Here is a 19785-nt window from a genome sequence, read left to right on the forward strand (position 1 = left end):
AGTCTTCACTTTAACTTTAGCTTGCACAAACCCGCGAAACATAAGACTCTTTTGACATCATCAAATTGCTCGTGGAGTAGGGCGGTCAAAGGGAGGGTAGGGGTGCTTTTCAGGGCATTCGGACGTCGTTTTGCGGCGAAGATCATCAAGGCCAACGTTCTTGTCATCGCGGGACTGCTCACCATCGGTGTCGCGGCCGCGCCCGTAGCCGAGGCCAAGACGCACAAGAGCAAGACCGCCAAAGCCAAGAAGCCCGCCTACCAGATCGGTACCGGCGCCATCATCATCAATGAGGCGACCGGCGAGGTGCTTTACTCCCGCAATGCCGACAAGAAGCTGTATCCGGCCTCCATGACCAAGGTCATGACGCTTTATCTGACCTTCGAAGCGCTTCAGAACGGCACCTTGACCCTCGATCAGAAGCTGACGTTCTCGCGCGAGGCGGCCAGCCGCTCGCCCAGCAAGCTGGGCCTTCCCGCAGGCAGCAAGATCAGTGTCGAGGACGCTATTCTCGCCCTGGTTACCCGCTCGGCGAACGATGTCGCCACCGTGCTTGCCGAGTCCATCGGCGGCACTGAAAGCGATTTCGGTTACCTGATGACCGCCAAGGCGCGTGAACTGGGCATGCGCAACACGCTGTTCCGCAACGCGTCCGGACTGCCCAACAAGGAGCAGATCTCGACACCGCGCGACATGGCGTTGCTCGGCATCGCCATCCACCGCGACTTCCCGCGTCAATACGATTACTTCAAGACCCGCAGCTTCACCTTCAACGGTGTCACCCACACGTCGCACAATCGGTTCGTCGCCAACTACAAGGGCGCCGACGGCATCAAGACCGGCTTCATCGGCGCATCCGGGTTCAATCTGCTCGCCGCCGCCGAGCGCGATGGCGTCCGGCTGGTCGGCGTGGTGTTCGGCGGTTCCACTGCCCGTTCGCGCGATGCGCACATGGGCGAGATCATGGATGCCAGCTTTGCCCGGGCCAAGGGCAACGATCTTCCCGGCGTCGAGTATGTGAAGGAAGACGACGCCAAATCCGGCAACAAGGTTGCTGTCATCGAGATGCCGGAACCGAAGGTCGAGCGCATCAAGGTCGCCGGCTTCACCCCGGATGGAACGCCCGTGGCTCAGCCCGCGGTGACCATGCAGACCCTGGACGATCAGGTCGCTTCCGCTGATCCCGCGGTGTTGCGCGCGGCGTCTCTGGCCGCCGCGGACAGCGAAGCCAGGTCGGAGCCGGCCACCGTCAGCCTCGCCTCGGCCATGACCAATAACGAGCCGGAGCCGGCCGATGTGGACACCCCGGCTGGATGGGCCGTTCAGGTGGGTGCGTTCGCCAAGCGCGATGCCGCGCGTCAGTTCGCCCAGACGGTGGTTGGCAAGCTGTCCGATGCGCTTGACCATGTGAGCCCCGCAGTCAGCCTTGTCGAGGGCAAGAAGCCGCTCTACCGCTCCAGGCTGGTCGGCTTCAACAGCCGGAATGAAGCGCAGCAGGCGTGCACCCAGCTGAAGCGCGGCAAGGTCAGCTGCATTCTGGTCGCCCCTGGCACGGCCACCGCGAGCCTCAACTAGTTTACGAGAATGTTTATCAGGTCGAGGGCGTGCCCGTTTTCCGGGCCGCCGAACCTCCCTTCGGCCGTATAGGTCGCGACCGTTTCAACACCCGGCCGGACTTCGATCAAGGCGACGATGGAAATCCCGCCTGGGAGGCGGGCATCGGTGCAGATGATGCGCACGGGAAGTTTTGCCTCGCGGGTACACACGGGCTTTCTAGTATCCAAATGCATGGCAATATCTATTCTGAATAGCGGCAACGGTTGGTGCTGACATACCGTGCATATTCCTTCAACGCAAGGTGCACGACGGGCAGGCACGCCGCGATGGCCGCCGAAGCGGCCATCCGTCACACCCAGTCTAGCGCTTGTCCAGTCCCCGCTGTTCCCGTTCGCGGGCAAGGCGCTGTGCATCCGACGTCAGCCGCGGACCCAATTCGTCATCATTCAACGTGCCGTCCATGTGCCGCGCCGATTTGCCGCTGTCGAACGTGATCCACTGCGTCGGAATGACCTCGAGGATCGTCCGCATGGGCGAATTGAGTGTTTCGACGAAGCGGTCGGCGCGGGCCTTGTCGCCACGATGGGACTTGTCCGCCAGCGCCCGGTAGAACCAGGCCTTGGTTTCATCGTCATCATGGAAGATGCCGATGCCCTTGGCGGTCGCCGAACCCATGGGGCAATCCGGCTCCACGCCGGCGACGCCGCTGACCGCGACGGCGACCTTCGGGTTGCGCTTGATCGCGGCGGCGCGGTGACGGTGCGCGGCGAAGGTGATCCAGATGCGTCCGTTCCGCCAGATGAAAGAATGGTAGACGCCGACGGGCCAGTTATCCTTGGTCGACCACATCAGCACGCATTCCCTTGCGTCGGTCATCAGCCGGTCCAGCTGCTCGGGCGTGTACGGATAAATTGAGACGACTTCATGGTCGTTCGGCTTGCTCATCACTCTCCCTTTCAATACTCAGCGCTCTCCCCGGGCGCGGAGAAATCTAATCATTGCACGCTCCTCAATGGAAGCGTCATGCGTGCTGGTTTTTCCAAATGCCTGTGACGCCGTCGCGCGTCACACGCGCGGAGTGTTCCGGGCCGCCATCAGCGGTGGAATGCACAGGAGATAGAGGCAGGCTCCCACGATCCAGATCGCGCCGTTCCAATGGGCGGCGGTCGCGGCATAGATGCCGGTCACCGCAAGCGGGCCGATGATCGAGGCCAGACTCATCAGGCTGGCGACGGTGCCCTGCAATTCGCCCTGCTTGTCCTCGCCGACCTGCCGCGAGACCAATGACTGAAGCGCAGGCACGCCGACGCCGCCCGCCGTGAGGAACATCAGGATGGGGAACACCATCCAGCCCTGCGTCGCGAATGCCATCAGCACGAAGCCCGTGCCGTCGATCGCCACGCCCAGCGCCAGCGTACGCTTCTCGCCCAGACGTGCCGTGATCGGACCGGTGAGGAAGGCCTGGGCGATCGCGTGGAACAAACCGTACGCCCCCAGTGATACGCCCACCATCCAGGTGTCCCAGCCGAACGTGTCCTCGCCATAGATCACCCAAATCGAGCCTGGAATCTGGCCGACCAGATGCATGGTGAAAAAGATCGCGATCAGAGGCAGCAGCGCGCGGATGCTCAGCGCCCAGCGGAAGGAGCCAAAAGGGTTCAGGGATTTCAGCCGGACTGGCTTGCGGTCCGCCGCATGGGACTCGGGCAGGACAAACCATCCGACGAGGAAGTTGATCGCGTTGAGCGCCGCGGCCAGCAGGAACGGATAACGCAGCGACAGCTCGCCCAGCAGTCCGCCCATGACCGGGCCCGCGATGAAACCGATACCGAAACATGCCTGCATCAGCCCATAGCGCCGCGCCCGTTCGTCGGGCATCGAGATATCGGCGATATAGGCCGTGGCCACGGCGATGCTGGCGCCGGTGATGCCGGCGATCGCGCGGCTGACGAAAAGGATCGCCAGATTGGGCGCCAGCGCCATCACCACGTAATCGACCGCCGCGCCCGCCAGCGCGATCAGCAGGATGGGCCGCCGGCCGAAGCGGTCGCTGAGCGCGCCGAGGATCGGGGCGAAAATAAACTGCATCAGCGCATAAAGGGCCAGCAGGACGCCGTAGGTGCCGGCGATCTCGGTGGTGTGGCCCACCTCGCGCAGCAGGCTGGGCAGAATGGGCATGATCAGGCCGATGCCGATGGCATCCAGCGTGACCGTGGCCAGAATGACGAGCAGGGCTTTGTTCATGACGGTCTCGTGGACATATCCTGTTGGGTGTCCACAATCGCGCGGCACTCAAAAGCCTACAGGAACTAGGGTCGCGCCCGGTAAAATCTAATGGGAAATCGATGATGGTTTCGTGAACACGGCGCCGTGCTTCAGGCGTGAATTTCCCAGCCGCCATCCAGATTGAAATCGGAGCCGGTCATGTACGAGTTGCCGTCACTGGCGAGGAACACCATCAGCGGGCCGCCGTCCTTCATCGGGTCGCCCAGGCGCTTCATGGGCACCGAGTCCGCGTATTTCCTCACGTCCTCGGGCCTGGCCTTTTCCCAGTTCTCCCACGCATCGGTGCGCAGGAAGGGGTTGACGGTATTGACCTGGATGCCGAGCGGACCCCATTCGCGCGCGGCCGTGCGGGTGATCACCCGGATGGCTTCCTTGGCGATGTTGTAGGAGGTATTGCCGGGGTCGCCGGTCATGCCCGCCGCCGAGGCGAAGTTGATGATCTTGCCGCCCCGGTCTTTCATGTGCGGAAAAACCGCCTGCATGGCCCAGAGGGTCGCCTGCGCGCCTGTCCGGAACGTATACTCCAGTTCCACGTCGTCCGTGTCCTGCACGGAGACGAACACCGTCGATTTTTGCGGATTGGCTTCGGTCCCGAAGCCCTGTGCGTTGTTGACCAGGATATCGATGGGACCGAACGCCGCGACGGCCTGATCGACCATGGCGAAGATCTGGTCCTTGTGGCCGACATCGCAGGCGATGCCGATGGCCTCGCCGCCTGCATCCCAGATCTGCCGCGCGACGGCCTCGGTGGTGGCCGGCGTTCGCGAGGCGACCACGACCCTGGCGCCTTCACGTCCATAGGTGATTGCGGTCGCCTTGCCGATGCCCCGTCCCGCGCCTGTGACGATGGCTACTTTTCCGTCAAGCTGTCCCATGATCACGTACTCCCCAGTTTCGTAAGAAAACAGGGTCACGCGGGAGCGACAAATAAGCAAGATGGGTCAAGCGTCAAAGCCGTTTGGTGAGGGCAAGGGCGTTGGTTGTCGCCGCGCCCGCCGCCGTGTTGTCGAAGATGCACCAGGTATTGGCGCCGTTTTCCGCATGTCGCCCCAGATGCGCCTCGATCCGGGTCAAATCCGCCTCGGAATAGGGCGACCAGTACATCCGAGGCGCGCCATGAAGCCTGTAGTACACCAGTTTTTCGGAGCCGCCCGGCTCATCGGCACCGGGACATGGCGCGGGATCGGCGGCGACGCGCGCGATCCCTCGCTGCGCGAGCAGGTCGCCGGCTTCTTCGGTGAACCAGCTTGCGTGACGCGGCTCGCATGCCACGTGGGCGTCCGTTTGTGTTTGGAGGCAATCGAAGAAACGCGCTGCTGTCTCCGCTGAAAACGCGAGCCTTGGAGGCAGCTGGACGAGTAGCACGCCGAGCTTTTCTTTCAGCCCGTGGGCTTGCTCCAGAAAGTCCTCAACAAGTTTATCGGCCTCGTGCAGGCGGGCAGCGTGAGTGATGGATCTGGGGGTCTTGACGGCGAAGCGAAAACCATCTCGGACAGACTCCCGCCATCTTTCATAGGTCGCGCGCTGGTGAGGCCTGTAGAAGGACGAGTTGATTTCGACGGCGTTGAAGTGGCGCGCATAGCGCTCGAGATGCGTTCCAGGTCCAGGAAAATTATCCCGGTGCTCCGAGCGGATCGCCCAGCCCGCGATTCCGATACGACATGTCGTCATCGGCGGCATGGAAGAAGCCCCGCCGTGCGCCGGCGGGGCTCGTTCCTTCAGGGCCAGTTCGGCAGCGCTTCCAGTTCCTGCTTGGTCATGGTCGTGACAAGCTTGTTGTTCTGGAGTTTCAGGGAGTTCAGCTGGAATACCGCTTCCTTTTCCCCGACGCCCATGAACCCGCCATATTCGACAACGACCGCGACGATTTTGCCGGTCGAGTCCGCGAGCACCTCTTCGACGTCGCCGATGCGATCACCAGCCGGCGTGACCACGTCCAGCTCTTCCAGCTGATCGACATTGATACCGAAGGGCGTGACCTGCAGGGAATCATCGTCCACTTCCACAAGGGCCGGGGCGGCAGCGGACGGGGCTTGGGCCATGGCGGACAGCGTACCACCCAGGCTCAGCATCAGCGCGGCGCTGGCCACTGCAATATGGTTCTTCATGGGAAATCCTTCCTGTTGTAAAGCTTATCTAACGCGGTTGCGGGTGTGAGGTTCCTACCTTGGGCCGAGCGGGCTTCAGTCGCCGAAACGGTCGTCGTCTACCTCGCGCGACACCACCTTGCCCGTCTGCGGATGAATCTTCAGTTCCACCTCGCGGCCCTTGCCATCGCGTCCTTCGACCTCGTAGACGCCGTCATCCATCTCGATCTCCTCGATGCGAAGACCCTGGGTTCGCGCCTCGCGTTCGACCATGCTGAAGCCGGAGGGGTTGACGCTGGGGCCGGAGGGGCCATCGTCGCGATCATCGGCCCAGACAGGCGCCGCGAGTGCTCCGGCGGCGGCGATGGCGAGCAGGGTGGCGCGGATGGGATTGCTTGCGATGGTCATGATTCTGTCTCCTGGTTGCTGTGACACCGTGTTTCTAGCAACCCTCGCCTGACATCGGTCCGACGCAACCTGTCAGGTTCCTGTCAGGTTTCGAAGGCTAAAAGGAACCGATGAAGCGTATCCTGCTCGCATGCCTGGCCGGTCTGCTGACCGCGAATCCCGTCAACGCCGATGACGACTGGGACGACGACTACTATTCTGAACATGATCTGGCGCGGGACGCGTTAGGGCGCGGCGCCGCCTTGCCGTTGGCCACGATCCTGGCTATTGCCGGGCGTTATCAGCCCGGCGACATCATCGATGTCGACCTCGATGAGGAGGATGGTCGTCTGGTCTACGAGTTGAAGGTGCTCACCCGGTCAGGACAGGTGCGCGAAATTCATCTGGACGCGAGAGACGGGGCCCTTCTGAAAATCGAGGACGATTGATGCGCGCTTTGGTGATCGAGGATGATCCGGATGTCGCGCTCGACATCGCCCGGGGTCTGGAAGCCGTCGGCTTCGTGGTCGATGTGGCGAGTGATGGCGAGGAAGCGTGGTTCAAGGGCGATGTCGAGGATTACGACATCGCGGTGCTGGATTTGGGGCTGCCTCGCCTCGACGGCCTTACCGTCCTGCAACGCTGGCGCGCCAATGGCCGTAATCTGCCCGTGCTTATCCTGTCGGCGCGCGGCGACTGGACGGAAAAGGTCGACGGAATTGAGGCCGGAGCCGACGACTATCTCGGCAAGCCCTTCGAGATGGGAGAACTCATTACCCGGGTGCGCGCGCTCGTTCGACGGATGGCGGGTCATGCGGCTCCGGTCCTCGCCATCGGCCGGTTGCGCATCGATACCCGGCGAGGGTCGGTAGAGGTGAATGGCGTACCGGTGAAGCTGTCGCAGCTTGAATTCCGGCTGCTCAACTACCTTGCGCACCAGCCTCGGCGCGCGGTACCCGCAGGCGAGTTGGCGGAACACCTTTACGGCGCGGAAGAAGCCGGAGACACCAACGCCATCGAGGCCCTCATCGTCAGGCTGCGGCGCAAGATTGGTGCCTCGGCCATCGAGACGCGGCGCGGCTTTGGCTATCTTCTGGTGGACGGGGCATGACTCCCGGATCTCTGCGGCTCAGGCTTCTGCTGGGAGCAGGGCTGGCCGTTTTCACCGCGTTGGCGGTCGCGTCCGTGGTGATGATCCTGTTGTTTCAGCGCCACGTCGAACGCGGTATCGCCGAGGAACTCAAGCGCGATGGCGTGCAATTGATCGCGGGTCTTCAGGTCGGTCCTGACGGCTCGCCACGGCTCCAGCGTCAGCCGACCGACCCTCGGTTCTCCAAGCCCTTGAGCGGCCTGTATTGGCAGGTAACCGGTGCAAGAACATTGCGTTCGCGCTCACTTTGGGATCAGCTTTTGCCTACCGCGCACGAGGCGCCCGCCGCGGAATGGCGGCTCCGTAAGATCGAAGGACCGTTCGAGAGACCGGTGCTGGTACTGGAGCGAAGGGTACAGATCGGCAAAAGCGTGCCTCTGCTGGTTCAGCTCGCGCATGACGATACCGCCGTCCGTCACGCGCGCGCCGAGTTTGCGCGGGAGCTGGCGGTGTTCATGGCGCTGCTGTGGACGGTCTTGCTGGCGGCTGCCTGGCTGCAGGTGCGCCTTGGACTGCGGCCGTTCCGGCGGGTGCGCGAGGAACTGGCCGCGTTACGCCGCCATCCGTCGGCTCGGATGGGCGGTCAGTATCCCTCGGAGGTCCGCCAGCTGACCGACGCCATCAACGACCTGGCATCGGCGCGCGAGAGCGACCTGAAACGGGCCCGCCAACGCGCCGCCGATCTTGCCCACGCGCTGAAAACGCCGCTGGCGGCGCTCGCGGCGCAGAGCCGCCGGATTCGCGGCGCAGGAAATACCGAGGCCGCGGACGGACTCGACCGTGTCATTGGCGCGGCCGGTGCGGCGGTGGAGGCGGAACTCGCCCGCGCCCGTGCCGCGGCGTCCCGGCTGGCGCCGCAGGCCGCAGATGCATTCCCGCTGGCCGTTGCCGAACGGATCGCTGCCGTTCTGGAGCGCACGGAAAAGGGCATGCGGACAGACTGCGAACTCGACATCCCAGAAGGCCTGCGGATTTCTGTTCCCGCCGAGGATCTGAGCGAGATACTGGGAACACTGTTGGAGAACGCCGTGAAGTTCGCGCGGCGGCGCGTGCTTGCGACGGGCGGGACAGCGGATGGCAAGACTTGGCTGTGCATCGAGGATGACGGGCCGGGCATCGCCGAGACCCGCCAGGCCGAGGCGCTGACCCGTGGCGGCAGGCTGGATGAAGTCGGTGGTGGTCATGGACTGGGTCTTGCCATCGCCCGCGAGCTTACCGAGGCGACGGGCGGTTCGCTGGCGCTCGACATCTCGCCGCTTGGCGGTTTGCGGGTGACCCTGCGCTGGTGATGACAGCCGCGCCGGAGCCGATTACAGTCGGGGTGAACCGGGGAGGGACATCATGAAGATCGAAGGCGGATGCTATTGCGGCGGGCTGCGCTATGCGGCCGAGGGTGAGCCCGTGCTGAAGGCTCAGTGCCATTGCCGCGAATGCCAGTATATCTCGGGCGGATCACCCAATGTGATCGTCGGCATGCCCCTTGATGGCTTTGCTTACACCAAGGGTGAGCCCAAGCAATTCTCTCGCTCCGATATCCCGCGCCCCGTGACACGCGAGTTCTGCCCGGAGTGCGGCACCCATATCCTGACCCGCGCCAAGGGCTTTCCGGGCGTGATCCTGAAGGTCGGCACATTTGATGATCCGTCGCTGTTCGGCGGGCCTGACATGGCGATCTTCACCATCGACAAACAGGCCTTCCACACGATTCCCGAAGGACTGCCCGCCTTCGAGCGCTTCCCCGGCTAGGACGAGAGCTCCGACCGCTCTGTGCCGCGTCAGGCTTCGGCCCTCGGGACCTGGCGCTACTTCAGGGCCTGGTTGATCAGACCGGACAGGCGGACGCCGGCCTTCTTCATCTGGGTGGAGGCGATGTTCGCTTTCTCGTACGGATAGTCGCCCGAGATGATGATCCTGCCATTGTCGGTGGCCGCGCCGCGCAGATCGTCATAGGCACCGGTCTTGGCGACCTGCGCCGATTCCCAGCACCAGTCGCGCACGCTGCCCGTGAACCAGCTCTTGCGCAGCTGGAGTGTGATGTTCTTCCTGAACCTGGTCGCCAGAGCGGTCGGGTCGGACCCCATGACCGGGACGATGGCGGTTTCCCAGAGCGCGTACAGCGTCGTGTCCTTGCCATCCACCGTCGCCTTGATGTCGTTACCTCGGTTGGTGCCGTTGTCGCCGCAGTTCAGCGGCTGGTGGATGTCGCCAACCAGGTGGATCAGGAATTTCAGGGCGTCCGCGCGGGCCGCCTTCGGCTGGGTCTTGTCGGCCAGGGTCAGGTAAGCCCGCTCCGTCTGGGCCACGACGCAGTTTCCATCCGGACAGTCGCGGGCCGGATCGTAGGCGGGCTGGTCGACGGGAACCGGGGCGTAATGCCAACTCTTGGTTTCAGGACGGTTGGCGACAATTTCGTCCGCCCAGCCGGCCGCCGACATCATGGTCGCGACGGGGTCGCCTCCCAACAGCTCCTGCACCTGTGTCTTGGCCGCCGGCGTCAGGTAAGGAGCGGCGATCAGGGCGATGATCCGATGGCCGTCGCGTTCCCAGGCCGCGACTGGCCCGGACCAGAGAACCGCCGCGGCAAGGGCGAGTGTGGGAAGGCGGAAGGATATGGCGCGCATGGTGCTCCTCGGTTCGAATGTCGTCCCCATCTATAGTTCTATATAGTCGCGGGGGTCCGGGGAAACCGTGAATTGCCCTCATCGACCATTGAGACGATCTGGTCGGTGGGCAGGGGCGGCAAACTGGCATGGAATGGGGACGCCTTTGCCGAGGGCGCGCGTGTAGTACCCTTGGAAGGATTATTGCCGAGGTTTGTCCCGCTTTGTTGGACGGTGAGACGCCGGGGCACACGCAGCGCTCTCCTTGTCGTCCAACTCTTTCAACAGCGCCCGAAACCGGTCGGGAAGGGGCGTATCCTCCGACTTGCCGTACAGCAATCCCAGATTGCGCGCGAGATTGCGCCGCTCGTTACAGCCCAGGGTCGGATCCCGCTTCTCTTTGACATGCTCGATCACGATAATTCAACCTGTCTACCCATCAAGGGAGACAACGCCACCATCGGAAATTAGTTCAGTACTTTCAATAATTTCGGCTGATAATCAGCAATTATTGATGAAACAGGTGGCCCCCTACCTTAGGGGGGACGGCTTTGTCGGTAATGGTGCGCCCGGCGAGATTCGAACTCACGACCCCAGGATTAGGAATCCTGTGCTCTATCCTGCTGAGCTACGGGCGCCCCGATGGAGAGATAGCGGAAATCGCGGGGCCGGACAACGCTTGGGTGCCTGTTGGCCGGCGAGGGGATGCTTTTCCTCCTGCGCCGCGCGGGGCGCACAAAGCGGAGCGGTATTCGCCATATTGTCGCCGAACTCCGACGCTATCCAGTTTCCCGAGCCCGCTATGTACGGCGTGTTCAGGGGGTTAGGAAACATGGATTCGGTTCTGCTGTCATTCTTGCGCGGGCTCATCCTGCCCGTGCTGGTCGTGATCGTGCTCGCTTATCTGGTCTTGGGCGCCGTCTTCAACTGACGCACCGCGCCGCGGATGCTAGTCTCGATCTCATGCAACTCAGTTCTTTCTTCGCGGCACTCCTGCTCGCAACCGTCATGGTCGCACGGCCAGGGATCGCCGCGGCCTTCGCCACCCTGCCGGCGGATGCGACGACGGGAACTGGACAGGCGCGCGTCGTGTCGGTCACCGACGGCGATACCCTGGTTCTCGACAATGGCGTGACGGTTCGTCTGGTCGGCCTTCAGGCCCCGAAGCTGCCGCTCGATCGTCCCAACTTCAGGGAATGGCCGCTGGCCCGAGAAGCAAAACGCGCGCTCGAGGAACTGGTCCTCAACAAACGCCTGACCCTGCATCCCGCAACCACGCCGACGGACCGCTGGCAGCGCACGCTGGCACACCTCAGCCGCGATGACGGTCTGTGGGTTCAGGGCGAGATGCTGCGGCTGGGCTGGGCCCGCATGTATACCTTCCCGGACAATCGCATGCTGGCATCGTCCATGCGAGGCCTCGAGCGCGAGGCGCGCGCCGCCCGGCGCGGCATCTGGCGGCATCCCTATTACGCGGTGCTGACGCCAGCGGGCGCGATCAAGGCGCTCAACACCTTTCAGCTCGTGGAAGGCAAGGTCGTCGACGCGGCGGAGGTCAAGGGCCGTGTCTACCTGAACTTCGGCGAGGACTGGAAGACCGATTTCACCATCATGGTGCCGGCCAAGGTCAAGCGCGCGCTTGCCAGACAAGGCGACGACCCCGTGTCGCTCGAGGGCAGGACCGTCCGGGTGCGCGGGTGGCTCAAGAGCTACAACGGCCCGATGGTCGAGCTCACTCATCCCGAACAACTGGAAGTGTTGGACGGCGGGTCTGACCAGCGCCGATAAAAAAGGGGAGGGCCAAGGCCCTCCCCAATTCCATTATGTCGACGGGATCAGTCCGACCCTGTGCGGGTCGCCGCCGACGAGCCGCAGCAACGCCTTGCGCAGCTTGCCCAGCGCCTGATGCTCGATCTGGCGGACACGCTCCTTGCTGATGCCCAGCTGGTCTCCCAGCACGGCGAGCGTTACCGACTCTTCACCCAGGCGGCGTTCCTGGATGATCAGCTTCTCGCGCTCGGTCAGCGTCTCCATGGCCTGCTTCAGCCAGCCGAGACGGATCTGCGTGTCATGGGCGGTCATCACCGCGTCTTCCGGAATCGCCCGGTCGTCCGCGATATAGTCCTGCCATTCGTTGTCGCCTTCCTCGCCGACAGGCGCGTTGACCGACTGGTCGCCGCCGGTGAGGCGCGCTTCCATGTAATCGACTTCCTGCTGCTTCACGCCCAGTTGGGTGGCGATCCGCTGGCGTGTTTCCGCGGAAATCGGCGCGGCGCTGTCATTGCCCGTGCTCTGTCCGATCAGGCTCCGCAGCCGGCGCAGGTTGAAGAACAACTTCTTCTGCGCGGCGGTGGTGCCGGTCCGGACGATCGACCAGTTGCGCAGGACGTAATCCTGGATGGCCGACCTGATCCACCAGCTGGCATAGGTCGAGAAGCGGATGTCCCGTTCCGGTTCGAAACGGTCGGCGGCCTGGATGAGTCCGAGGCAGCCTTCCTGCACGAGATCGTTCGCGGGCAGCCCATAATGACGATATTTGCTCGCCATGCTGATGACGAGACGTAGATAAGCACCCATCAGCTGCTGCAAGGCGGCGTGATCGTGATCGTCCCGCCACCGACGGGCCAGATCGAATTCCTCCTCTTTTCCCAGGAGACGGGCATCCGTGGCTGCCTTGACCAGCCTTTGGTCGATACGCTGTGGATTCAGATCCATGGTGGACCTCCTACTGTCGCTCCCTCCTGCGTCGGCGCGGACGAACCGCTATCCATTCTTACGGTGTGGCGAGCAGTTTGGACCAATTCTAATATGATATGGGTATGGCGGCGTTCAATTTAAGGTGATGAGACGAAAAAAGGCCCGCCGGAGGCGGGCCTTTCTGCAAACGCGATGTGCGAGCTTGCTTTATGCCGCCTTGAGTGTCTTTTCCAGTTTCTCGATCGCCGAACGCTCGTCGATCTTTTCAACCGCGGCAACCTCGCGAGCCAGACGGCCAAGGGCCGATTCATAAATCTGGCGTTCGCTGTAGGATTGCTCCGGCTGGTCGTCCGCGCGGTGCAGATCGCGCACGACTTCGGCAATGGACACGGGATCGCCCGAATTGATCTTGGCTTCGTATTCCTGCGCGCGGCGGCTCCACATGGTCCGCTTGACGCGGGCACGGCCGCGCAGCGTGGTGAGGGCCGTCTTCATGATGTCGGGCGATGCGAGACTGCGCATCTGCAACTGGTCAACTTTCGCGATCGGAACCCGCAGCGTCATCTTTTCCTTATCGAATTCAATGACGTATAGTTCCAGTTCCGTGCCCGCGATGGTTTCCTTGTCGATGGAAACGATCCGGCCGACGCCATGCGCCGGATAGACGATATGCTCGCCCTTGCGGAACTTCTTCTTCGACGCATCCAGCTTCTTGGTGGTCATGCTATCCATCTTGCCATCTCTCTCCAAAGTCCCGGGTTGGTGGCCGTGCCGGATAGTGCCGGCAGTTGACAGCAACTCCCGCCCGGCGGCTGCTGCCGCACTGACCGGATGATTGCTGTACTGTCGCCTCGTTGGACGACCGGTTCTCACCGAAACGGGAGACGCGCACCCCGCAACAAGGGACATCGACTTACGCCGATTTGTCACGACGCGACGGCTATGGGTATCATAAAATCGTAAAAAAAGCACCCCCGAATTCAAGGATCGGGGATGCTTTTCTCACATAACGCTTATGCGTTCAGGTCGAGACGTCTCAGGCGCCGGGATTCGACGAAAAATACTTCTCGAACTTGTCACTCTCGCCCTTGGCGTCGTCGGCGTCGGGAAGGGCCTCTTTCTTTTCAGTCAGGTTGGGCCATTCCTTGGAATATTTGGCGTTCAGCTCGACCCACTGGTCGATGCCGTCTTCCGTGTCCGGCATGATCGCCTCGGCCGGGCACTCGGGTTCGCAAACCCCGCAGTCGATGCACTCGTCGGGATTGATGACGAGCATGTTTTCCCCTTCGTAGAAGCAGTCCACCGGGCACACTTCAACGCAGTCAGTGTACTTGCACTTGATGCAAGCTTCGGTCACGACGTAAGCCATCGCGGTCTCCTTGAGCCTTTTTTATTCTGACACGCCCAGCCGGCTGAGCACCCGCTTGCGCGCTTCCCCTCGTTCACGGTCGGAAACGTAGAGCAACCCCGCGATTCGGCGCAACAGATTTGCTTCATAGGCGTGTAGTTCGCCGTCCGCATACACCACTTCCCAAAGCAGTTCAACGAGTTCCACGCGCTGCGCTTCGCTGAATTCACTCTTGACCGTAAGGGTGTAGCGGTTGAGATCGCTCGCCTTGTCCTGCTTGGCCTCGGCCATAGTGACAAGGTTCGTGGCGGCCTCCGAAGTCAGTCCGAAATGGCGCTGCAGAATCGTCGTGACCGTCTCGCGCTCGGCGTCGTTGAACTCGCCATCCATGCAGGCGGCATCAACCAGCAGGACGGCGGCGGCGACGTGAATGTCCTGGCTGTGCGGAACGACGCTGCGCGGCGCCGCGGTGAAGAGGGCTTTGAGGGCGTCGATCATCGCATTCCGGTAACATGCCCGGCACGGTGCCGCAACTCGCGGATCATTCCGCGGCGCCCATCGGTACCGTAAGGTTGCCGCCCATGGCGCAGCCGGCGGACGGCGCCAGATCATGGTAAAGCGCCCGTGCTTCCGGGGCCGGCCCCCGCCGCTCACCCAGGGCGACGACCTCGATCACCCGGATCAGGTCACCCTGCGCGAAGGTAAGGACGTCGCCGATCCTCAGGATGGCGCTCGCCTTCGATATACGCTGTCGGTTGACCCTGATGTCGCCGGCCTGGATGTGTTTTGCGGCCAGGGATCGACTCTTGTAGAAGCGTGCGTACCAGAGCCATTTATCGACGCGCAGGGCCATCTCGTGCATGGGGTCTCCGTCTAGCCTGTCCCGAGTGCGGTTTTAAGTGCCTTCAATCCGGCGAATGGCGAATGCTCGTCGCGCTCACGCATCTGCCGTGTCGCCTTGAGGGTATGTTTGCGGTGCTCTTTGCGCTGCCGCACGAAGATGATCTCGCCGTCATCGGCCGCCTGGCCTCGATAGCCCAGGGAGGCAAGGATGGCGTTGAACGCCTCGCCCCGGCAGCCGACGAACGCGGTCAGGTCGCGGTCGGCCTTCAGCGCGCCGGCCTCGTGACGAGTCCGTGCGGCTTCGGCCACCTTCTCGAGCATGTCGAGCCGCACGGCCCGCCCCGCGATGACCCGGTAGCCCGCCATTTCATAGAAGCCGTCCGGGACCTGCGCGGCGACCAGCGATGTGAGGCCCGGCGCGGGCGGTTGCGGCACGTCGCGCAGCCGATTGAACACCCGCCAGCACATCAGACGGTGGCGGGTGACGCCGGGCTTCAGCACCGCGGGAATGAAAATGCTGGCTTCGCCGAATTTCACGCCCAGCGACCGCAGCTGCCAGCGCTCCCGCGGCGCAAGCTTCCGGATGTCCTCGGCCGCGGCATCGCGCGGCATGGTGCCGAGCGCCTCCACGAGGCGGAAGGCGATGCCGCGTGCCAGCCCGGTGAGGGCCTCGCCCGTGTTCTTGTCGGACGCATCCAGCGCGTCCTTCAGCCGGAACAACGGCGCCATCGCACGCCGCAGATGTGTTTCGCACCATGTGGACAGCCTGGCGGCGACAGCGGTGCGTTCAGCCGCTTCCAGAAAGTCGCCGGCGATCACCTCGACGCGCGGGCTCAGCGGCGTTCCGCCCTTGCTCAGGCGTCCGATCACCCCGCCGGCGAACGAAATGTCGCCGGTTTCTGGCGTCAGGCTGAATGCCGTATCGGCGCCGTCACGGATACGCTGGACCCGTCCGGCCACTTCACGGCGCAGTGCCCGGCTGGCGGCGTTGAGCAACACATTGCCCTCGGCGCCGCGCGCTGTCTCGTCCACGTCGAATACCAGGCCGTTGAGCCGCCCGACATAATGGCCTTCCACCAGCACATCGCTCTGGGGATCGACCGCCGCGAACAGCCTCTCGTCCGACTGCATGCGCTTCATCAGCATGGCCGAGCGCTTGTCCACGAACCGCAGGGTCAGCTGTTCATGCAGCGCGTCCGAGAGCCGGTCCTCGATCTTGCGGGTCTCGCCGCGCCAGTGAGCCGGATCGTTCATCCAGTCCGGCCGGTTGGCGATATAGGTCCAGGTGCGTGTGTGCGCGATGCGGGTCGCGAGCGTGTCGATGTCGCCGTCGGTCCGGTCCAACCGCTTGACCTGCGACGCGATCCAGTCCTCGGGCAGCTTGCCGTTCTCTTCCATCAGATGCAGGAACAGCTTCTTGACCAGCTGCGCGTGTTCGTCCGCCATGGTCTTGCGGAAATCCGGTACCTGGCAGACTTCCCAGAGGCGGGAGATGGCCGCGCGATGAGTCGCGGCGCTCCGGATCTCCTCGTCGCCTGCCAGCGCCTTCAGCACGGCGAGATCCTCGCTCTCGCGCGCCCGCAGCAGCCCGGCGATGCTGGGAGGCTTTTCCAGGCTGGCGATCAGCCGTGGCAGCGAGGCGTAGTCGAAGGCGGCGTTGCGCCATTGCAGCTTCTCGATCGGCGTGAACCGATGCTGTTCGACGGCCTCGATGATTTCGGGCTCCATCATCGGGTCGCGGCCGCCGAAGTCGCCGCCCGCGTCGCTGAGCACGCCGAAGGTGCCGTCATTCATGTGGCGTCCGGCGCGGCCAGCGATCTGGGCGACTTCCTGTGGCAGCAAGCTGCGGTGGCGGATGCCGTCGAACTTGGTCAGCGAGGCGAACGCCACATGGTTGATCGCCATGTTGAGGCCCATGCCGATGGCATCGGTGGCGACGATATAGTCCACCTCGCCATTCTGGTACATCTCGACCTGGGCGTTGCGGGTCCGCGGCGACAGCGCACCCATGACGATGGCGGCGCCGCCCTTGCGCCGGCGGATCAGCTCGGCGATGGAATAGACGTCCCGCGCGGTGAAGGCGACGATGGCGCTGCGGCGGGGCAGGCGGGTCAGCTTCTTCGAGCCGGCATAGGTGAGATGGGAAAACCGCGTGCGGTTGATGATCTCGCAATCGGGCAGCAGCCGACGCACCATGCGGGCCATGCTCTCGGCGCCCATGAACATGGTTTCCTCGCGGCCTCGCGCGTGCAGCAGGCGGTCGGTGAAGGTGTGGCCGCGCTCCTCGTCGGCGCACAGCTGGATTTCATCGATAGCGAGAAACGCCACGTCCTTGTCCAGCGGCATGCTCTCGACGGTGCAGACCCAGTAGGACGGATGGCGCGGGACGATCTTTTCCTCGCCGGTCACCAGCGCCACATGGGCGGGCCCGCGCATGGCGCAGATCTTGTCATAGACTTCCCGCGCCAGCAGGCGCAGCGGCAGGCCGATCATGCCGGAGCTATGCCCCAGCATGCGTTCGATCGCGAAGTGAGTCTTGCCAGTGTTAGTGGGACCGAGGACGGCGACCAGGCGCCTATCGTCCTGATCGTTCTTCATCCCGCTCCGTGGCCCAACTGCCGGCCCCGCGGGCATATATGGGGGACCTGAGTCATCTGGACTCTATATTTGCCCATTGGGCGGCGCAGGCAACAGAAATTATCGTGACGGTTGCCTATGCGGTGTGCGCGCGAAGCCATATGACAAGATGTTCGAAGCGGAAGTCGCGGTTTTCATAGAGGCCGTTGATAAACTCGTATGCCTTCAACGGATCCGCCTCGATGGTCAGACCATTGACGGCGAGGAACACGTAGGTTCCCGCGAACGCGACGCGCTTGTTACCGTCTATGAACGGGTGATTCTGTGCGAGGCTTTCCCATAGGGCGGCTGCTTCCTCGACAAGGTCGGCGTAGTAACCCGTTTGGGGGCGGAACAGGGCGGACTCAAGCGCGCCCATGTCCCTGATGCCATGCGAGCCGCCATATCGTTCGATCTGATCGTCATGGATCGCCAGAATGTCGGCGACCGTGAGATAGTCGGTCATGATTCTGAGGCTTGGCTACTTGGCCAGCCGTTCGTAGAGCGGGCCGAATTTTTCAACGCTGTTCTTATAGTGAGCCATGATGTGCTTGCGCGGTGAGCTCTGCTTACGCTTCTCGATCAGATCTGCGAGGGCTTCTTCGATAAGCGCCTGAAGTTGCCGTCCTTCCGCATCGGCCAAAGCCCGCACTTCCTGCAGGATCGCCGGATTAACCTGGGTCGAGAATTTTTGCTTCATATCACTCATACACCAATTCTATCATGATGTATCAGGATTCATCAAGATGGCGCGTCGTGTCGATTGTGGCCATCCTTGTCTCTGCCTGTCTCGCTTGCGCGCCCGCGTTGACTTGGCGGTAACCACTCGTCCATTCTCCTCGGCGAAAAGGGGAGATGCACGTATGACTGTCACGCTGGGAACGCCGCTCGATCTACCATGCGGCATTACGCTGCCCAATCGCCTGTGCAAGGCGGCGATGACCGAGGGTCTGGCCGATCCGCAATTGCGGGCGACCAGCAAGCATGCGGTCCTTTACAAGCGGTGGGCCGAAGGCGGCATAGGCCTGTCGCTGACCGGCAACGTGCAGATCGACCGCAACCACCTAGAGCGTCCCGGCAACGTGGCGATCGACGGCAATGGCGGCCTCGACGAACTGAAGGCCTATGCCGAGGCGGGCAGGACCGGCGGCACCGAGCTGTGGATGCAGATCAATCATCCCGGCCGGCAGGAGCCGGCCTCGATCAGCGCCCGGCCGCGCGCGCCGTCCGATGTTCGGCTCGGCTCCAGCGAAGCGGCGTTCGGCACGCCCATTCCGCTGACCCATGACGAGATCGTCGATATCATCCGCCGCTTCGCCCATGTGGCCGAGACGGCCAAGGCGACCGGCTTTACCGGCGTGCAGATCCATGCCGCCCACGGCTATCTCCTGAGCAACTTCCTGTCGCCCGTGGTCAACCGCCGGACCGATCAGTGGGGCGGTCCCATCGAGAACCGCGCCCGGCTGCTGCTCGACATCGTCCGCACGGTCCGCGAGGCGACCGGCAGGCATTTCGGCATTTCGGTGAAGCTGAACTCGTCGGATTTCCAGCAGGGCGCGTTCACGCTGGATGAATGCCGTCAGGTCGTCGGCTGGCTGGGCGAGGCGGGCATCGACCTGCTCGAGGTCTCAGGCGGTACCTATGAACAGCCCGCCATGGTCGGACAGAAGGGCAGCGCCAGGACCTGGCAGGACCCGCTGAAGGAATCGTCCCGCGCCCGCGAGGCCTATTTCGTCGAATACGCCAAGGCGATCCGTCCCGCGGCGACCATGCCGCTGATGGTGACCGGCGGCTTCCGGACCCGCGAGGCCATGGAATCCGCGCTCAATGATGGCTCGCTCGACGTGGTCGGCATCGCCCGGCCGCTGTGCGGCGACACGGAGTGCCCTGGCCAGCTGATCCGGGGCGAGATCGACGCGCTGCCCGCCTATGAGCACACACTGGTCGTGCGCGAGGAAGAGGCGCCCGATCTCAGCCCCTCGCACCGGTCCCTGCTGCAGCAGCATGGCCAGCAGGGCTGGTTCTGCGTCAACATCATCCGCATGGGTGAAGGCAAGGAACCGGCGCTGGACATGGGCTGCCTCGAGGCCGCCCGCGCTTATGACGAAAACGAGGCCGCGACCAATGAGCGGCGCAAGGCCGCGCTCGATATGGCGCCTGCCGAATAGCAGGCCATGCGCCATCGTCAGCCGCCCATGCAACGGCGCGATTTGA

At 63.3% G+C, this 19785-nt stretch carries 23 protein-coding genes and 1 tRNA gene; 7 read left to right on the plus strand and 17 right to left on the minus strand.

Going from position 1 to position 19785, the window contains the following annotated elements:
• Positions 1 to 102: 102 nt before the first annotated feature.
• Positions 103 to 1575: a D-alanyl-D-alanine carboxypeptidase gene (locus WJU17_RS01105; RefSeq protein ID WP_346325506.1), complete on the plus strand. Its 1473-nt coding sequence runs from the start codon at positions 103 to 105 to the stop codon at positions 1573 to 1575.
• On the opposite strand, the gene WJU17_RS01110 is transcribed toward WJU17_RS01105, so the two are convergent.
• The 7 genes from WJU17_RS01110 to WJU17_RS01140 form a co-directional block, all read right to left on the minus strand.
• Positions 1572 to 1790, minus strand: a complete 219-nt coding sequence (locus WJU17_RS01110; RefSeq protein WP_346325507.1) for a hypothetical protein — start codon at positions 1788 to 1790, stop codon at positions 1572 to 1574. The two genes, WJU17_RS01105 and WJU17_RS01110, sit on opposite strands and share 4 nt — an antisense overlap.
• A gap of 127 nt (positions 1791 to 1917) precedes the next feature.
• On the minus strand, positions 1918 to 2502 hold the full coding sequence (locus WJU17_RS01115) for a hypothetical protein (protein WP_346325508.1): 585 nt from the start codon (positions 2500 to 2502) through the stop codon (positions 1918 to 1920).
• Positions 2503 to 2622: 120 nt separating this feature from the next.
• A complete protein-coding gene (gene tet, locus WJU17_RS01120) occupies positions 2623 to 3801 on the minus strand; it encodes a Tet(A)/Tet(B)/Tet(C) family tetracycline efflux MFS transporter (RefSeq protein WP_346325509.1) in 1179 nt (392 codons plus the stop codon).
• 131 nt (positions 3802 to 3932) lie between these two features.
• On the minus strand, positions 3933 to 4718 hold the full coding sequence (locus WJU17_RS01125) for an SDR family oxidoreductase (protein WP_346325510.1): 786 nt from the start codon (positions 4716 to 4718) through the stop codon (positions 3933 to 3935).
• A gap of 73 nt (positions 4719 to 4791) precedes the next feature.
• A complete protein-coding gene (locus WJU17_RS01130) occupies positions 4792 to 5523 on the minus strand; it encodes a DUF72 domain-containing protein (protein WP_346325511.1) in 732 nt (243 codons plus the stop codon).
• A 38-nt stretch (positions 5524 to 5561) separates the two neighbouring features.
• Positions 5562 to 5951, minus strand: a complete 390-nt coding sequence (locus tag WJU17_RS01135) for a PRC-barrel domain-containing protein (protein ID WP_346325512.1) — start codon at positions 5949 to 5951, stop codon at positions 5562 to 5564.
• Positions 5952 to 6026: 75 nt separating this feature from the next.
• Complete coding sequence (locus WJU17_RS01140; RefSeq protein WP_346325513.1) at positions 6027 to 6338, minus strand: PepSY domain-containing protein; 312 nt, start codon at positions 6336 to 6338, stop codon at positions 6027 to 6029.
• A 110-nt stretch (positions 6339 to 6448) separates the two neighbouring features.
• Here WJU17_RS01140 and WJU17_RS01145 point away from each other — a divergent pair, with 110 nt between their 5' ends.
• The 4 genes from WJU17_RS01145 (at position 6449) to WJU17_RS01160 (ending at position 9213) form a co-directional block, all read left to right on the plus strand.
• Entirely contained in the window at positions 6449 to 6766 is a 318-nt protein-coding gene (locus tag WJU17_RS01145; protein WP_346325514.1) for a PepSY domain-containing protein, read from the plus strand.
• Entirely contained in the window at positions 6766 to 7428 is a 663-nt protein-coding gene (locus WJU17_RS01150) for a response regulator transcription factor (protein ID WP_346325515.1), read from the plus strand. Before WJU17_RS01145 ends, WJU17_RS01150 begins: the two co-directional genes overlap by 1 nt.
• 80 nt (positions 7429 to 7508) lie before the next feature.
• The gene (locus WJU17_RS01155; protein ID WP_346327365.1) at positions 7509 to 8756 is read left to right on the plus strand and encodes a sensor histidine kinase; all 1248 of its coding nucleotides are present in this window, start codon (positions 7509 to 7511) and stop codon (positions 8754 to 8756) included.
• Positions 8757 to 8808: 52 nt separating this feature from the next.
• Complete coding sequence (locus WJU17_RS01160) at positions 8809 to 9213, plus strand: GFA family protein (RefSeq protein ID WP_346325516.1); 405 nt, start codon at positions 8809 to 8811, stop codon at positions 9211 to 9213.
• Between the two features lie 56 nt (positions 9214 to 9269).
• Here the strand turns inward: WJU17_RS01160 and WJU17_RS01165 are convergent, their stop codons facing one another.
• Together WJU17_RS01165 and WJU17_RS01170 are read right to left on the minus strand one after the other, a co-directional pair.
• Positions 9270 to 10088 carry a S1/P1 nuclease gene (locus tag WJU17_RS01165; RefSeq protein WP_346325517.1) on the minus strand — a complete coding sequence of 273 codons (819 nt, stop codon included), beginning with the start codon at positions 10086 to 10088 and terminating at the stop codon, positions 9270 to 9272.
• A gap of 540 nt (positions 10089 to 10628) precedes the next feature.
• Positions 10629 to 10705: transfer RNA gene (locus tag WJU17_RS01170), tRNA-Arg, on the minus strand.
• Positions 10706 to 11030: 325 nt separating this feature from the next.
• On the opposite strand from WJU17_RS01170, the gene WJU17_RS01175 reads away from it, so the two are divergent.
• A complete protein-coding gene (locus WJU17_RS01175) occupies positions 11031 to 11855 on the plus strand; it encodes a thermonuclease family protein (protein ID WP_346325518.1) in 825 nt (274 codons plus the stop codon).
• 33 nt (positions 11856 to 11888) lie between these two features.
• Here WJU17_RS01175 and WJU17_RS01180 read toward each other — a convergent pair whose 3' ends face one another.
• From WJU17_RS01180 to WJU17_RS01215, 8 genes are all read right to left on the minus strand, one after another.
• Complete coding sequence (locus tag WJU17_RS01180) at positions 11889 to 12782, minus strand: RNA polymerase factor sigma-32 (protein ID WP_346325519.1); 894 nt, start codon at positions 12780 to 12782, stop codon at positions 11889 to 11891.
• 189 nt (positions 12783 to 12971) lie between these two features.
• Complete coding sequence (locus WJU17_RS01185; RefSeq protein WP_346325520.1) at positions 12972 to 13487, minus strand: CarD family transcriptional regulator; 516 nt, start codon at positions 13485 to 13487, stop codon at positions 12972 to 12974.
• Positions 13488 to 13800: 313 nt separating this feature from the next.
• The gene (fdxA, locus tag WJU17_RS01190; protein ID WP_346325521.1) at positions 13801 to 14133 is read right to left on the minus strand and encodes a ferredoxin FdxA; all 333 of its coding nucleotides are present in this window, start codon (positions 14131 to 14133) and stop codon (positions 13801 to 13803) included.
• Positions 14134 to 14154: 21 nt separating this feature from the next.
• Positions 14155 to 14610, minus strand: coding sequence for a TerB family tellurite resistance protein (locus tag WJU17_RS01195; protein ID WP_346325522.1), 456 nt, complete (start codon positions 14608 to 14610; stop codon positions 14155 to 14157).
• 43 nt (positions 14611 to 14653) lie between these two features.
• Positions 14654 to 14974: an RNA-binding S4 domain-containing protein gene (locus WJU17_RS01200; protein WP_346325523.1), complete on the minus strand. Its 321-nt coding sequence runs from the start codon at positions 14972 to 14974 to the stop codon at positions 14654 to 14656.
• 11 nt (positions 14975 to 14985) lie between these two features.
• A complete protein-coding gene (locus WJU17_RS01205; RefSeq protein ID WP_346325524.1) occupies positions 14986 to 17553 on the minus strand; it encodes a helicase-related protein in 2568 nt (855 codons plus the stop codon).
• A gap of 115 nt (positions 17554 to 17668) precedes the next feature.
• Positions 17669 to 18037 carry a type II toxin-antitoxin system death-on-curing family toxin gene (locus WJU17_RS01210; RefSeq protein WP_346325525.1) on the minus strand — a complete coding sequence of 123 codons (369 nt, stop codon included), beginning with the start codon at positions 18035 to 18037 and terminating at the stop codon, positions 17669 to 17671.
• Positions 18038 to 18052: 15 nt separating this feature from the next.
• Positions 18053 to 18280: a hypothetical protein gene (locus WJU17_RS01215; RefSeq protein WP_346325526.1), complete on the minus strand. Its 228-nt coding sequence runs from the start codon at positions 18278 to 18280 to the stop codon at positions 18053 to 18055.
• Between the two features lie 154 nt (positions 18281 to 18434).
• Here WJU17_RS01215 and WJU17_RS01220 point away from each other — a divergent pair, with 154 nt between their 5' ends.
• The gene (locus tag WJU17_RS01220) at positions 18435 to 19739 is read left to right on the plus strand and encodes an NADH:flavin oxidoreductase/NADH oxidase family protein (RefSeq protein WP_346325527.1); all 1305 of its coding nucleotides are present in this window, start codon (positions 18435 to 18437) and stop codon (positions 19737 to 19739) included.
• Positions 19740 to 19785: the final 46 nt, after the last annotated feature.

It is taken from the genome of Iodidimonas sp. SYSU 1G8, assembly GCF_039655775.1.
Classification (GTDB): domain Bacteria; phylum Pseudomonadota; class Alphaproteobacteria; order SMXS01; family SMXS01; genus RI-34.